The sequence below is a fragment of the Pseudomonas fluorescens genome, assembly GCF_902498065.1.
Lineage (GTDB): Bacteria > Pseudomonadota > Gammaproteobacteria > Pseudomonadales > Pseudomonadaceae > Aquipseudomonas > Aquipseudomonas fluorescens_BJ.
The window spans coordinates 892888-906979 of record NZ_CABVIR010000001.1 but is presented as its reverse complement, the minus strand read 5'-3'; the positions used below and the strand labels follow the sequence as shown (position 1 = coordinate 906979).

Genomic DNA, 14092 nt, shown 5'->3' with positions numbered 1-14092 from the left:
AGCCTAAACCGAAACTTCCTACACCCGCCCGCCGGCGCTCGCAGTTAAACTGCCCGCCTTCTTCGAACCTGCCTCTGAGGTACCCGCGATGCTTTTCAAGAAAACCCTGACCACCGCAGCCCTGCTCGGCTCGCTGCTCGCCGCCTCATCGGTCTTTGCCCACGCCCATCTGAAAGAGCAGGCCCCAGCGGCCGACAGCACCGTCAGCGCGCCCTCGGAGCTGCGCCTGGTGTTTTCCGAAGGCGTCGAAGCGACGTTCAGCAAAGTCACCCTCAGCAAGGATGGCGCCGACGTGCCGGTGAAAAGCCTGGCCACCCAAGGCAGCGATAAAAAGACCTTGATCGTGACCCCGGCCGCGCCATTGGCGGCGGGTGCTTACAAAGTGGAATGGCACGCGGTGTCGGTCGATACCCACAAAAGCGAAGGGGCCTACAGCTTCAAGGTTGGCCAGTAATTCATGACGAGCGCGATGGTGCTGTGCCGCTTCCTGCATTTCACCGTGGTGCTGATGCTGTTCGGGGTCTGGGTATTCAGGCCGCTGCTGTTGGGTCGTGAAGCATTGCTGGACACACCTCTGGCGCGAGTCAGCCGCTGGCTTGCGCTGGTCGCCTTGATCAGCGGCATCGCCTGGCTGCTGCTGATCACCGCCAGCATGGCCGGTGCGTGGGACGCCGCGCTCGATCCATCGACCTTGCGCCTGGTGCTGGGCAATACGTTTTTCGGTCAGGTCTGGCGCTGGCATCTGCTGCTCAATGGTTTGCTGATGGTTGTGCTGCTCACGCCACTTCACTCGAACCCGCCCTTGCGTCTGGCCCTTGGCGGCCTGCTGTTGGCGACATTGGCGCCGGTCGGTCACGGCGCGATGCTCGATGGTCTCAGCGGCCAGTTGCTGATTCTCAATCAAATCATTCACCTGACCTGCGTCGGGGCCTGGCTCGGGGGGTTGTTGTTGCTGGTGATGATCCTGCGGCAACCGGCTGGCCATGCTGTCCGCGAAATACTGCAACGCTTCAGCGGTGTCGGTTATGCGCTGGTGGCGGGATTGGTGATTACCGGGCTGATCAATGTGCGGGTACTGACCGGGCAGTTCTGGCCGACCCCGTTGCTCTCCGGTTTTGCGTTGATTCTGCTGATCAAGGTGGTGCTGGTCATCGCCATGCTGGGTCTCGCGCTGTTCAATCGGCTGCGGATCAAGGATTGCGAAGAACGCCTGGCGACGCTCAAAACCAGCGTGATTCTGGAATGGTTGCTGGGAATCGGCGCGGTGGCGGCGGTTTCACTCCTGGGCACCATGCCCCCGATGATCACGGGGTAAACACCCTCCTTGCCGCCGATGGCATGCCTGAGATCGCCATCGCCGGCAGGCCGGGCTCCTGCAGCGGCAGCGGTGAAATGACCTTTGTCGACAAACCGCATACCTGCGACATGATCAACCCGCTCGTCGAATTGCCTCAGGTCATCGTACAACTTCCGATTGACACAACTCGAAACACTCGCAAATAATCGCCCCCTTGTTGTACGACGACGTATAACAAACATAAAAACAACAAGAAACTTAGGGAACGTCACAGTGAGCAAACTCGCCCGTAACTCCTCCACCAGCACCTCTCGCCCTACCTTCGCACGCCGTCATACCCTGAGCCTCATTGGTTGCAGCAGCCTGGCCGTACTGGCGATGCCTGTGACCAGCCACGCCGAAGGCTTCGTCGATGACGCCAAGGCCACGCTGAACCTGCGTAACGCCTACTTCAACCGCAACTACACCAATCCGACCTACCCCCAGGGCAAGGCTGAAGAGTGGACGCAAAGCTTCATCCTCGACGCCAAGTCCGGGTTCACGCCAGGCCCGGTCGGTTTTGGTGTGGATGTGCTGGGCCTGTACTCGCAGAAGCTCGATGGCGGCAAAGGCACCGGCGGCACGCAACTGCTGCCGATTCACGATGACGGTCGCCCTGCCGACAACTTCGGTCGGATGGGAGTGGCGCTCAAAGGCAAGATCTCGAAAACCGAATTGAAGGTCGGCGAATGGATGCCGGTACTGCCCGTCCTGCGCTCGGATGACGGCCGCTCCCTGCCGCAAACCTTCCGCGGTGGCCAGGTGACCTCTACCGAAATCAGCGGCCTGACGCTCTACGGCGGCCAGTTCCGCCAGAACAGCCCGCGCAACGATGCGAGCATGGAAGACATGTCCATGAACGGCAAAGCCGCGTTCACCTCGGACCGTTTCAACTTCGGCGGTGCTGAATACCAGTTCAACGAGAAACGCACTCAGGTCGGCGTCTGGTACTCGGAACTCAGCGACATTTATCAGCAGCAGTACTTCAACCTCAGCCACAGCCAACCCATCGGCGACTGGACACTTGGCGCCAACCTCGGTTTCTTCAACGGCAAGGAAGATGGCAGTGCCCTGGCGGGCGACCTGGACAACAAAACCACGTTCGCGATGCTGTCCGCCAAATACGGCGGCAACACCTTTTACGTCGGCCTGCAAAAGCTGACCGGTGACAGCGTCTGGATGCGCGTCAACGGCACCAGCGGCGGCACACTGGCCAACGACAGTTACAACTCAAGCTACGACAACGCCAAGGAAAAATCCTGGCAGTTGCGTCACGACTACAACTTCGTCGCCCTCGGCATTCCCGGCCTGACCCTGATGAACCGCTACATCAGCGGTGATAATGTACACACCGGTGCCATCACCGACGGCAAGGAGTGGGGCCGCGAAACGGAGCTGGCTTACACCGTGCAGAGCGGCGCGCTGAAGAACCTCAACGTAAAATGGCGCAACGCGACCATTCGCAAAGACTTCAGCAACAACGAGTTCGATGAAAATCGCATATTCATCAGCTACCCGATTTCGTTGTTGTAAGACGTTTCCCGGCGGGCCCAAAACCTGTAGGAGCCAGAAAGCTGGCGCCTACAGGGATAGCGTTCGTGGCGGTTACCCTCCGTCAATTTCCACAAAAGTCGCGTTGACAAGACCCGGAAACCCTAACGATACTTCGACACGGTCGTACGACAACTTACAACAAACTCAACAACAATAATTTCGCGCCCAGGAATTTCCATGACCAGCACTTCCCAAGTCCCTTTCAATCGCCTGCTGTTGACCGGTGCCGCCGGTGGCCTCGGTAAAGTGCTGCGCGAAAGCCTGCGTCCTTACGCCAAGGTGATTCGCCTGTCGGACATCGCCGACATCGCCCCCGCCATCGATGACCGCGAAGAAGTTGTGACCTGCGACCTCGCGGACAAGCAAGCCGTGCATCATCTGGTCGAAGGCGTGGACGCCATCCTGCACTTTGGCGGCGTCTCGACGGAACATTCGTTTGAAGACATCCTGGGCGCCAACATCTGCGGCGTATTCCACATCTACGAAGCGGCGCGCCGCCATGGCGTGAAGCGGGTGATTTTCGCCAGTTCCAACCATGTCATCGGTTTCTACAAACAGGATGAAGTGATCGACGCCCGCTCCCCTCGCCGCCCGGACAGTTACTACGGTTTGTCCAAGTGCTACGGCGAAGACGTGGCCAGCTTCTATTTCGACCGCTACGGCATCGAGACCGTCAGCATCCGCATCGGCTCCTCGTTCCCGGAACCGCAAAACCGTCGGATGATGAGCACCTGGCTGAGCTTCGGCGACCTGACTCATTTGATCGAATGCGCCCTGTACGCCCCGAACGTCGGCCATACCGTGGTCTACGGCGCTTCCGATAACAAGAACGTCTGGTGGGACAACCGCTACGCCACCGCGCTGGGTTATGCACCAAGGGACACGTCTGAAGTGTTCCGCGAAAAAGTCGAAGCCCAACCGATGCCGGCTGCGGATGATCCGGCCATGGTTTATCAGGGGGGTGCCTTTGTCGCGTCCGGCCCGTTCGGTGACTGAAGCCTCCTGTTTCACTTGATCCCCACAACAAAAAGCCCAGGGAATGAGTTGCCATGCAAGCCGAATTGATTGTCGATGCCCGTAACGGGGTCGGTGAAAGCCCGGTCTGGGTTCCTGAGGAAAACGCCCTGTACTGGGTCGATATTCCCGCCGGGGGCCTGCAACGCTGGAGTGCCGAAACCGGCCATGTCGAGGCCTGGACGGCACCGGAAATGCTCGCCTGCATCGCGCGTCACCGCGATGGCAGCTGGGTCGCTGGGATGGAAAGCGGGTTCTTCCGCCTTCAAACGCACAACGACGGCAGCCTCGACAGCGAACTGCTGGCGCCTGTTGATCATTCCCGAACGGACATGCGCCTCAACGACGGTCGCTGCGACCGTCAAGGACGTTTCTGGGCCGGCAGCATGGTACTGAACATGGGCGCCAATGCGGCCGAGGGCGCGTTGTATCGCTACAGCGCCGGAGAACGCGGGCCGCTCGGTGCGCAACTGGGTGGATTCATCGTGCCCAATGGCCTCGGCTTCAGCCCCGATGGCCGCACGATGTACCTGTCGGACTCGCATCCTTCGGTCCAGCAAATCTGGGCCTTCGATTACGACATCGACAGCGGCACACCGACCAACCGTCGGGTGTTCGTCGACATGAATCACTTCTGCGGTCGCCCCGATGGCGCCGCCGTGGACGCCGAAGGCTGCTATTGGATCTGCGCCAACGACGCCGGGCTGATACACCGTTTCACCCCCGACGGACGCCTGGACCGCTCCCTCACCGTACCGGTAAAAAAACCGACCATGTGCGCTTTCGGCGGCAGTCGGCTGGACACTCTGTTCGTGACCTCGATCCGCCCCGGTGACGACCATGACGAACAGTCACTGGCGGGCGGCGTGTTCGCCCTTGATCCGGGCGTGAAAGGCCTGCCGGAACCTCGCTTCAACCCCTGATTGAAAACGCGTTACCTGTAGGAGCCGCCCGCAGCAAGCCGGCTCCTACACATTATCCCCGTACTCATTCCTATCGCGGGTCAACATGACGCCAACACTGCTCGAACTCGAAGACGAATTCACTCACCTCACCCTCGCCCCCGAACTCGGCGGCAGCATCGTCAACTGGACCGTCAACAGTTCGGGGCAGCCCCTGTTGCGCCGCAGTGATACGCACGCGCTGAACACCGGCCTGCCCGGCAAACTCGGCTGTTTTCCTCTGGTGCCATGGTCCAACCGCATTTCCGACGGTGGTTTCGATCGTCCGCACGGCTGGCTTGCGCTTGAGCCCAACAGCCTCACCGATCCGCTGCCGATTCACGGCAGCGCCTGGCAGCAGCCGTGGCAGTTGGTTTCGCAAACCCGTGATGAAGTGGTGCTGCAACTCGACAGCACCACGCCGTTCGCCTATCGCGCCCGGCAGCGGTTTCATTTGAGCGAGGGCAAACTGAGTATCGAATTGCACGTCACCCATCTGGCCGAGTACGCGGCGTGGCACGGTTTGGGGCTGCACCCGTATCTGCCGCGCACTGCCGACACGCAGTTGCAGGCAAAAGCCGGGAAAGTCTGGTTATGCGACGCTGCCAAACTGCCCACACGACTGAGCTCGTTGCCCGCCGATTGGGACTTCCAGCACCTCAAGGCCCTGCCCGACACGCTGGTCGACAATGGATTCTGCCAATGGGATGGGCATTGCCTGATCCAGCAACCCGACCTCGGTTATGAACTGGAATGCCAGGCCAGCGGCAGCGATTACTACCTGCTCTACTGCCCGGTGGACCTGGCGTTTTTCTGCATCGAACCGGTGAGCCATCCGGTCAATGCGCACCACTTGCCCGGTCGGCCGGGTCTGGTGTTGCTGGAGCAAGGTCAGTCCGCCGAGCTGGGTTTCAGCCTGCAATACCGCGCCTACCCCAATAACTGACTCAACACTGCGCGCAACTTGCCGGGTTTCACCGGTTTGTTCAGCAACGGCGCATCCAGTCGCTGCAAGGAGCGCCGGCACTGGTCGGTGCGGTCCGCGGTGATGATCACCGCCGGAATGGTCTGGCTGAAATGCTCGCGTAAATGCCGCACCACCTCACACCCCACCACCCCGTGATCGAGGTGATAGTCCGCCAGAATCAGTTCCGGCGCCTGGCCCTGCAACGCGGCCAGTGCCGAGGTTTCGTCGGTGGCGACGACCACTTCGCAGCCCCACTGCCCGAGCAATGCGCTCATGCTTTGCAGAATGCTCACTTCATTGTCCAGCACCAGCAAGCGCCGGCCCGGCAACGGATTGCCGGTGCCCGGCTGGGGCGCCGCGAGGCTGATGGGCAACGGAACCTCATGGGAAATCGGCACCTCAATACTGAACATCGAGCCGCGTCCCGGCAGCGAATGCACCTGAATCCGGTAGTCGAGGATCTTGGCGATGCGCTCGACGATCGCCAGCCCCAGCCCCACACCTTTGCGGTCGGCGGCGCGGCCGACGTCCAGTTGATTGAACTCGAGGAAGATCGAGTCGAGGCGATCCGCCGGGATCCCGCGCCCGGTGTCCCAGACTTCCAGACGCAGCCAGTCGCCGCGCCGCCGGGCCCCGAGCAAAATGCTGCCCTGATCGGTGTAGCGACAAGCATTGCTGAGGAAGTTGCGCATGATGCGGGTCATCAGGCGCAGGTCGGTGCGAATGGCGAAATCGCCCATGTGCACGCGCAAACGCAACCCGGCCGCATCGGCCACTGACCGGAACTCGGACACCAGCGGCCCGAGCAATTCATCGAGGCGGTACAACGCGACATCCGGTTTGACCGCGGCCTGATCGAGCCGGGAGATGTCCAGCAAATCGGTGAGCAAATCTTCTGCCCCTTCCAGGGCCTGATGGGTGCGTTCGACCAGCACCTGTTCGACGTCCGGCAGCTTGCGCTCACGCAAGGTCGAAATCAGCAAACGTGCGGCGTTGAGCGGTTGCAGCAGGTCATGACTGGCGGCGGCGAGGTATTTGTCCTTGCTGCGATTGGCGGCCTCGGCGGCGTCCCGGGCATCGCGCAAGTCTTGGGCAATCTGTTTACGCTGGGTGATCTGCTGTTGCAGGTTGCGGTTGGCTTCCAGCAATTCGTCGGTGCGCGCGGCGACCCGCTGTTCCAGTTCGTCATTGAGTTGTTGCAGGCGCTGCTGGGCGAATTTGCGTTCGGTGATGTCGGCGACAAAACCCTCCACCAGCCCTTCCTGGTCGGGTTTGAGCAGCAGGTTCATCAGCACGTCGAGGCTGGTGCCGTCCTTGCGCCGCAACTGGGTTTCATAGCCGTGCAAGCTGCGCTCGCGCTGGAGCATTTCACGGATTTTCTCCAACTCTTGAGCGCCGCCGACAAACAGGTTGCTCGCCAGGTCGGCCAGCGAAAACAGCACCTCTTGCGGGTCCTGATAGCCAAGCATCCGCGCCAGGGCCGGGTTGGCGGCACGCATGCCTTCCATGAGGCTGGCCTGGAAGATCCCGTGGACGGCGTTTTCGAACAGCCATTTGTAGCGATTACGCTCAGCTTCCAACTCGTCCAGCCGTGCGGCGAGTTCCGGGTAATGGCTCTTGCGCGCCGAGTGACTGCCTAATCCGAGTAACCCGGCCAGCGCACGTTGTTGTTCGTCAGAGGGCTTCGCCATAGACGACCTCGACATCACGCTGACTGGATTCGCGCGGGTTGGTCAGGATGCACGGATCGTGCATGGCATGTTGCGACAGGAACGGGATGTCCGCCGTGCTGACGCCGTGCAAACCGAGGGTTTCGTGGAAGCCGATGGCGTGTTTCAGCGCGATCAGATGTTCAACCAGACGCCCGCAGATCTGCCGGTGATTGAGGCCTCGGCAATCGATGCCGAACGTCTCGGCAATCACCTTGAACCGTTCCGGCGCGGAGCTGTAATTGAAGGCCACCACGTGCTCCACCAGCACCGCGTTGCACAGCCCATGGGGCAAGTCGAGGAAGCCGCCCAGGCTGTGGGACATGGCGTGCACCGCGCCGAGGATCGCGTTGGAGAACGCCAGCCCGGCCTGCATGCTGCCGAGCATGATCTTCTCGCGCAGGGCGATGTCGCTCGGGTTGGCGATCATCTGCACCAGGTTGCCGTTGATCAGACGCATGGCTTCCAGCGCGTGGGGGTCGGTCAGGGGTCCGTGGCCGGTAGACACAAAGGCTTCGATGGCATGCACCAACGCGTCGATGCCGGTACAGGCCGACAGGAACGGGTCCATGCTCAGGGTGGTTTCCGGGTCGATGAGCGACACGTCCGGCACCACCGCTTTGCTGACGATGGAGAACTTCATGCGTTCTTGCTGGTTGGAGATGATCACGAATTGCGAGACATCCGCCGAGGTGCCGGCGGTGGTCGGAATCAGGATCAGCGGCGGGCTGGGCACGCGAATGGTGTCCACCCCTTCGAACTCGAGGATGCTGCGGCCGTGAGCGACGACAATGCCGATGCCCTTGCCGCAATCCATCGGGCTGCCGCCACCGACGGCGACGATCACGTCGCAATGGTTTTCCCGGTACAACTCGGCACCGAGCATGACCTCCTCGACGCGCGGGTTGGGTGAAACGTCGCTGTACAGGAAGTAATCGATGCCCTGGGCTTGCAGGCTGGCCTCGACATCGGCGACCCAACCGGCGGCGATCACACCGGGATCGCTGACCACCAGGACCTTACGCGCACCAAAGGTCTTGGCATAGTTGCCGACGTTGTGCCGGCAACCGGCACCAAAGATGATTTCAGGGGAAACGAATTTACGTAGCTGACTGAGACTCTGGCTCATTGGAAAGCCTGTTTTTTATTGTTTTGGAAGGTAAAGCCACACTAACCCATCCGGCTGCGAATGCAATCAGACCTATGGGTACACCGCAGATCCCTGTGGGAGCGAGCCTGCTCGCGATGGGGTCGGCACATTTAACATCTGTATTGCCTGACAAACCGCTATCGCTAGCAGGCTAGCTCCCACAGGGATTTGTGTTGATTGATTCATCCGCGATAGATCAGCCGCGATGCCTTCTCGTTACGCAAGATCAAATGTTCCATCCCCAGCCCCGGCGCATCGGCTTCCTCGCGTGCCTTGAGGATCACACCGTGGTGCGGCGACTTGCTGCACACCGGGTCGGCATTGGCGGCATCGCCGGTCAGCATGAACGCCTGGCAGCGACATCCTCCCAGGTCCTTGTGCTTTTCATCGCAGGAGCGGCACGGTTCCTTCATCCAGTCGTCGCCGCGAAAGCGGTTGAAACCGAAGGAGTCGGTCCAGATGTGCTCGATGCTGTGTTCGCGCACATTCGGGAACGTCACCGGCAACTGCCGGGCGCTGTGACAGGGCAACGCCGTGCCGTCCGGGGTGATGTCGAGAAACAGATTGGCCCAGCCGTTCATGCAGGTCTTGGGGCGTTCTTCGTAGTAATCCGGGGTGACGAAGATCAGTTTGCATGGATGACCCTGCGCCTCAAGCCGTTCACGGTATTCGTTGGTGATGCGCTCGGCGCGCTGCAATTGCTCGCGGGTCGGCAACAGGCCCACGCGGTTGAGCTCGGCCCACCCATAGAACTGACACGTGGCCAGTTCGACGAAATCCGCTTCCAGCTCCAGGCACAAGTCGATGATGCGGTCGATGCGGTCGATGTTGTGCCGATGGGTGACGAAATTCAGCACCATCGGGTAACCCTGGGCTTTGACCGCACGGGCCATGGCGAGCTTCTGTGCGAATGCCTTGCGCGAGCCGGCGAGCATGTTGTTGACCGCTTCGTCGGCGGCCTGAAAGCTGATCTGGATATGGTCGAGCCCGGCGACTTTGAAATCATGGACTTTCTGCTCGGTCAAACCGATGCCCGAGGTGATCAGGTTGGTGTAGTAACCCATGTCCCGTGCGGCTTTGATCAACTCCGCCAAATCCTGGCGCACCAACGGCTCGCCACCGGAAAAGCCCAGTTGCGCAGCGCCCATTTCGCGCGCCTCACGGAACACGCGAATCCACTCTTCGGTACTCAACTCCGCGCCTTGCTGGGCGAAATCCAGTGGATTGGAGCAATACGGGCATTGCAACGGACAACGATAAGTCAGCTCCGCCAACAGCCACAGCGGCGGCCCCGGCGGCAAATCATTCGATCCAGAACTGAGCATGGGCCACCTCCAGAAACGCCAGCACGTCCTCATCGATCCCCGGCACACCGGGGAAACTCGCGGAGAGTAAATCAATGATCGCCGCCACGCTGCGCTGACCGTCCAGCAGATCGAGAATCTGCCCGGCACTGGCGTTGAGTTTAATCATGCCTTCGGGGTACAGCAGCACATGGCAGTCCTGACGCGGCTCCCACTGCAAGCGAAACCCCTGGCGCAAGGTCGGTGACTGCGCACGTTTGATCAGGCTCACAGTGCGATCCCCCGATGCCAGACGCGTTCGGTGGTCACCGTGTGATACGGCGGGCGTTGCAGCTCGTAGGCCATGCTCATGGCGTCGAGCATGCTCCACAGCACGTCGAGTTTGAACTGAAGGATTTCCAGCATCCGCTGCTGCCCTTCGACGGTGACGTAATGCGCCAGGGTGATGCGCAAACCGTGCTCGACATCACGCCGCGCCTGACTCAGGCGCGTGCGGAAATAGTCATAACCAGCGACGTCGATCCACGGGTAATGCGTGGGCCAGGCGTCGAGCCGCGACTGGTGGATCTGCGGTGCGAACAGCTCGGTCAGCGAACTGCTGGCCGCTTCCTGCCAGCAGGCACGACGGGCGAAATTGACGTAGGCGTCCACGGCAAAACGGACGCCGGGCAATACCAGTTCCTGGGACAGGATCTGTTCACGGTCCAGGCCCACCGCTTCACCGAGGCGCAGCCAGGCTTCAATGCCGCCTTCGCTGCCGGGCACACCGTCGTGGTCGAGAATTCGCTGCAGCCATTCGCGGCGCACGTCGCGGTCCGGGCAGTTGGCCAGGATGGCGGCATCCTTGAGCGGAATGTTGATCTGGTAGTAGAAACGGTTGGCGACCCAGCCTTGAATCTGCGCGCGAGTGGCGCGACCGGCGTACATGGCTTGGTGGAACGGGTGATGGATGTGGTAGTACGCGCCTTTGGCGCGCAGGGCGGCTTCGAATTCGCTGGGGGTCATTGGGGTGTCAGTCATTGCGGGGCTCCGGGAAAGCTGCTGTGTCTGGTCTGGCCTCATCGCTGGCAAGCCAGCTCCCACAGGTTTTTGTGTACACCGCAGAACCTTGTGGGAGCTGGCTTGCCAGCGATGGGGCCCGCGGCTACAACTCAATACTCATGCCGTCATAGGCCACTTCGATCCCGCGCCGCTCCAGCAACGCCCGCTCAGCCGAGTCTTCATCGAGGATCGGATTGGTGTTGTTGATGTGGATCAGCACCTTGCGCTGGCGGTTGAAACCCTCCAGCACTTCAAGCATGCCGCCCGGTCCGCTTTGCGGCAGGTGGCCCATTTCACTGCCCAGGCTCTGGCCGACTTCACACACGCGCATTTCGTCATCGCGCCACAACGTACCGTCCAGCAACAAACAATCGGCGCGTTGCATCCAGCTCGACACCTCATCGTCGATCTGACCCAGGCCCGGCGCATAGAACAACGACGCGCCCGTACGCAGGTCTTCGATGAACAGGCCAATGGTGTCGCCCGGTTGCGGATTGCCACGATTGGGCGAATACGGCGGCGCGTTGCTGACCAGTGGAATCGCCCGAAACTGCAAATGCTTGCAGGCCGCGATGCTGAATGGCTCGCGGTCCAGCCCCACGGGTTGCCACTGCAAGCCGCCATTCCAGTGTTTGAGCATGGTGAACAACGGGAAACCGCTGCTCAGGTCTTCATGCACCCGCTCGGTGCACCACACCGAATGCGGGCAGCCTTCGCGCAGGCTCAACAGGCCGGTGCAATGGTCGATCTGGCTGTCCATCAGGACCACGCCGGCAATCGCCGTGTCGCGCAGGCGGCGGGCCGGTTGCAGCGGCGCGAAACCCTCGAGTTGCGCACGGATATCCGGGGAAGCATTGCACAGCACCCAGTCCACACCGTTGTCGCTCAGGGCAATGGAGGACTGCGTGCGACGTTGCGCGCGCAGGCTGCCATTGCGCACGCCGGCGCACTGGCGGCAGTTGCAGTTCCATTGCGGAAAACCACCGCCAGCGGCGGAACCGAGAACGCGGATGTGCATGGGCGATGCTCCAGAAGGCAGGCCCGGCCAACTCAGCGGCTGGCCGGGTGGACGATCAGCGGTTGGCGAAATACATCGTCACTTCGAAGCCAATGCGCAGATCGGTAAACGCGGGTTTAGTCCACATGGGTCAATCCTCTTCTTGTGCCGGACGATTCCGGTAAAGCCATTAATGCACGAGGCGGCAGGCGCCCGAATGCTACTTTCGAAGGAGGTCGTGGGGTGCGTTGGTAGGGGGTGTTTGCGCGGTCTTCAAATACACACAAAACCAATGTGGGAGCGAGCCTGCTCGCGATGAGGCCAGCACATTCAACATGGATGTTGGATGTCAGACCGCTATCGCGGGCAAGCCCGCTCCCACAGGTTTTGGTGGTGTTTTTGCGGGGGTTAGAAGAAGCCCAGCGGATTGATGTCGTAGCTCACCAGCAGGTTTTTGGTCTGCTGGTAGTGGTCGAGCATCATCTTGTGGTTTTCACGGCCGACGCCGGATTTTTTGTAGCCTCCGAACGCAGCGTGCGCCGGGTACAGGTGGTAGCAGTTGGTCCACACGCGACCAGCCTTGATCGCCCGGCCCATGCGGTACGCACGGTTGATGTCGCGGGTCCACAGACCGGCACCGAGGCCGAACTCACTGTCGTTGGCAATCGCCAGGGCTTCGGCTTCGTCCTTGAACGTGGTGATGCCCACCACCGGACCGAAGATTTCTTCCTGGAACACGCGCATCTTGTTGTGGCCCTTGAGCAGGGTCGGCTGGATGTAGTAACCCGTCGACAAGTCGCCCTCAAGACGCTCGGCCGCGCCGCCGGTGAGCAGCTCGGCGCCCTCCTCCTGGGCAATTTTCAGGTACGAGAGGATCTTGTCGTATTGCTGCTCAGACGCCTGGGCGCCGACCATGGTTTCGGTGTCCAGTGGGTCGCCGCGCTTGATCTTGGCGATCTTCTTCATCACCACTTTCATAAAGTCGTCGTAGATCGATTCCTGCACCAGCGCTCGTGATGGGCAGGTGCAGACTTCGCCCTGGTTGAAGAAGGCGAGCACCAGGCCTTCGGCGGCTTTCTCGATGAACTGTGGCTCGGCGTTCATGATGTCTTCGAAGAAGATGTTCGGCGACTTGCCGCCCAGTTCAACGGTGCTTGGAATGATGTTCTCGGCCGCGCATTTCATGATGTGCGCACCAATCGGGGTGGAACCGGTGAAGGCGATCTTGGCGATGCGTTTGCTGGTAGCCAGCGCTTCACCGGCTTCGCGACCGAAACCTTGCACGATGTTCAGCACGCCGGCCGGCAGCAAGTCGGCGATCAGTTCGGCGAAAATCATGATCGACAACGGCGTCTGCTCGGCTGGTTTGAGCACGATGCAGTTACCGGCCGCCAGGGCCGGGGCGAGTTTCCACGCGGCCATCAGCAGCGGGAAGTTCCACGGAATGATTTGCCCGACCACGCCCAATGGCTCGTGGAAATGGTAGGCGGTGGTCAGCTCGTTGATCTCGGCGGCGCCGCCTTCCTGCGCGCGGATGCAGCCGGCGAAGTAACGGAAATGGTCGGCGGCCAGCGGCACGTCGGCGTTCAGGGTTTCGCGCACGGCTTTGCCGTTGTCCCAGGTTTCGGTGACGGCGAGAATTTCGAGGTTCTGTTCGATGCGATCGGCGATTTTCAGCAGCACCAGCGAGCGGTCCTGGGCCGAGGTTTTGCCCCAGGCATCGGCAGCGGCGTGGGCGGCGTCGAGGGCCTTGTCAATGTCGGCGGCGCTGGAGCGCGGGAACTCGGCGATCACTTCACCGTTCACCGGCGAGGTGTTGGTGAAGTACTCGCCATTGACCGGCGCGACGAACTCGCCGCCGATGAAGTTGCCGTAGCGCGCCTTGAACGTCACGACGGCGCCTGGTGTTCCGGGTTGTGCGTAGATCATGGTGAGCCTCTGTCTGGGTCGATGCCTGTCGGGCAAACAGGCGATGAACCGATAGTAGAGAGCCCCGCGTGCCGAACGAATGCGCCGTTGGCAGGGGGGTTCTCGTTATTTGGTAGTAGGTTTGCCGACAAATCCCCCAGTGAGAGCGGG

General features: G+C 61.1%; 14 protein-coding genes. 6 read left to right on the top strand and 8 right to left on the bottom strand.

The annotated features are described in order from the left end of the window. Positions 1 to 88: 88 nt before the first annotated feature. The 6 genes from copC (at position 89) to F8N43_RS04545 (ending at position 5791) form a co-directional block, all read left to right on the top strand. Positions 89 to 454 (top strand): copper homeostasis periplasmic binding protein CopC, encoded by a 366-nt coding sequence (copC, locus tag F8N43_RS04570; protein WP_150640001.1) that lies wholly within the window; start codon positions 89 to 91, stop codon positions 452 to 454. 3 nt (positions 455 to 457) lie between these two features. Continuing rightward, positions 458 to 1315, top strand: coding sequence for a copper homeostasis membrane protein CopD (gene copD, locus F8N43_RS04565; protein WP_150653271.1), 858 nt, complete (start codon positions 458 to 460; stop codon positions 1313 to 1315). A gap of 255 nt (positions 1316 to 1570) precedes the next feature. Beyond that, positions 1571 to 2869: an OprD family porin gene (locus tag F8N43_RS04560; protein WP_150639999.1), complete on the top strand. Its 1299-nt coding sequence runs from the start codon at positions 1571 to 1573 to the stop codon at positions 2867 to 2869. Between the two features lie 198 nt (positions 2870 to 3067). Further along, positions 3068 to 3886, top strand: coding sequence for an NAD-dependent epimerase/dehydratase family protein (locus tag F8N43_RS04555; protein WP_412071787.1), 819 nt, complete (start codon positions 3068 to 3070; stop codon positions 3884 to 3886). Between the two features lie 53 nt (positions 3887 to 3939). Beyond that, positions 3940 to 4827, top strand: a complete 888-nt coding sequence (locus F8N43_RS04550; protein ID WP_150653270.1) for an SMP-30/gluconolactonase/LRE family protein — start codon at positions 3940 to 3942, stop codon at positions 4825 to 4827. A gap of 85 nt (positions 4828 to 4912) precedes the next feature. Beyond that, positions 4913 to 5791 carry an aldose 1-epimerase gene (locus tag F8N43_RS04545; protein WP_150630504.1) on the top strand — a complete coding sequence of 293 codons (879 nt, stop codon included), beginning with the start codon at positions 4913 to 4915 and terminating at the stop codon, positions 5789 to 5791. Here F8N43_RS04545 and F8N43_RS04540 read toward each other — a convergent pair. The 8 genes from F8N43_RS04540 to F8N43_RS04500 form a co-directional block, all read right to left on the bottom strand. After that, complete coding sequence (locus F8N43_RS04540) at positions 5776 to 7503, bottom strand: NahK/ErcS family hybrid sensor histidine kinase/response regulator (RefSeq protein ID WP_150639995.1); 1728 nt, start codon at positions 7501 to 7503, stop codon at positions 5776 to 5778. The genes F8N43_RS04545 and F8N43_RS04540 overlap by 16 nt on opposite strands. Continuing rightward, positions 7487 to 8650, bottom strand: coding sequence for an alcohol dehydrogenase-like regulatory protein ErcA (gene ercA / locus F8N43_RS04535; RefSeq protein ID WP_150630502.1), 1164 nt, complete (start codon positions 8648 to 8650; stop codon positions 7487 to 7489). The genes F8N43_RS04540 and ercA overlap by 17 nt, the downstream gene beginning before the upstream one ends. Positions 8651 to 8853: 203 nt before the next feature. After that, entirely contained in the window at positions 8854 to 9996 is a 1143-nt protein-coding gene (gene pqqE / locus F8N43_RS04530; protein WP_150653269.1) for a pyrroloquinoline quinone biosynthesis protein PqqE, read from the bottom strand. After that, entirely contained in the window at positions 9974 to 10246 is a 273-nt protein-coding gene (gene pqqD, locus F8N43_RS04525) for a pyrroloquinoline quinone biosynthesis peptide chaperone PqqD (protein WP_150630500.1), read from the bottom strand. The genes pqqE and pqqD overlap by 23 nt, the downstream gene beginning before the upstream one ends. Beyond that, positions 10243 to 10995: a pyrroloquinoline-quinone synthase PqqC gene (pqqC, locus tag F8N43_RS04520; RefSeq protein WP_150630499.1), complete on the bottom strand. Its 753-nt coding sequence runs from the start codon at positions 10993 to 10995 to the stop codon at positions 10243 to 10245. The genes pqqD and pqqC overlap by 4 nt, the downstream gene beginning before the upstream one ends. Positions 10996 to 11119: 124 nt before the next feature. Next, on the bottom strand, positions 11120 to 12034 hold the full coding sequence (pqqB, locus tag F8N43_RS04515; protein ID WP_150639993.1) for a pyrroloquinoline quinone biosynthesis protein PqqB: 915 nt from the start codon (positions 12032 to 12034) through the stop codon (positions 11120 to 11122). Positions 12035 to 12089: 55 nt separating this feature from the next. Beyond that, the gene (pqqA, locus tag F8N43_RS04510) at positions 12090 to 12161 is read right to left on the bottom strand and encodes a pyrroloquinoline quinone precursor peptide PqqA (protein WP_003253598.1); all 72 of its coding nucleotides are present in this window, start codon (positions 12159 to 12161) and stop codon (positions 12090 to 12092) included. Between the two features lie 260 nt (positions 12162 to 12421). Next, entirely contained in the window at positions 12422 to 13942 is a 1521-nt protein-coding gene (locus F8N43_RS04500; RefSeq protein WP_150630497.1) for an aldehyde dehydrogenase family protein, read from the bottom strand. Between the last annotated feature and the right edge of the window lie 150 nt (positions 13943 to 14092).

Excerpts from the sequence above, each read along its gene's own strand:
- F8N43_RS04500 (WP_150630497.1), bottom strand. The coding sequence starts at position 13,942 with ATGATCTACGCACAACCCGGAACACCAGGCGCCGTCGTGACGTTCAAG.
- F8N43_RS04540 (WP_150639995.1), bottom strand. The coding sequence starts at position 7,503 with ATGGCGAAGCCCTCTGACGAACAACAACGTGCGCTGGCCGGGTTACTC.
- F8N43_RS04550 (WP_150653270.1), top strand. The coding sequence starts at position 3,940 with ATGCAAGCCGAATTGATTGTCGATGCCCGTAACGGGGTCGGTGAAAGC.
- pqqB (WP_150639993.1), bottom strand. The coding sequence starts at position 12,034 with ATGCACATCCGCGTTCTCGGTTCCGCCGCTGGCGGTGGTTTTCCGCAA.
- pqqC (WP_150630499.1), bottom strand. The coding sequence starts at position 10,995 with ATGACTGACACCCCAATGACCCCCAGCGAATTCGAAGCCGCCCTGCGC.
- F8N43_RS04545 (WP_150630504.1), top strand. The coding sequence starts at position 4,913 with ATGACGCCAACACTGCTCGAACTCGAAGACGAATTCACTCACCTCACC.
- pqqE (WP_150653269.1), bottom strand. The coding sequence starts at position 9,996 with ATGCTCAGTTCTGGATCGAATGATTTGCCGCCGGGGCCGCCGCTGTGG.
- F8N43_RS04555 (WP_412071787.1), top strand. The coding sequence starts at position 3,068 with ATGACCAGCACTTCCCAAGTCCCTTTCAATCGCCTGCTGTTGACCGGT.
- copC (WP_150640001.1), top strand. The coding sequence starts at position 89 with ATGCTTTTCAAGAAAACCCTGACCACCGCAGCCCTGCTCGGCTCGCTG.
- ercA (WP_150630502.1), bottom strand. The coding sequence starts at position 8,650 with ATGAGCCAGAGTCTCAGTCAGCTACGTAAATTCGTTTCCCCTGAAATC.
- copD (WP_150653271.1), top strand. The coding sequence starts at position 458 with ATGACGAGCGCGATGGTGCTGTGCCGCTTCCTGCATTTCACCGTGGTG.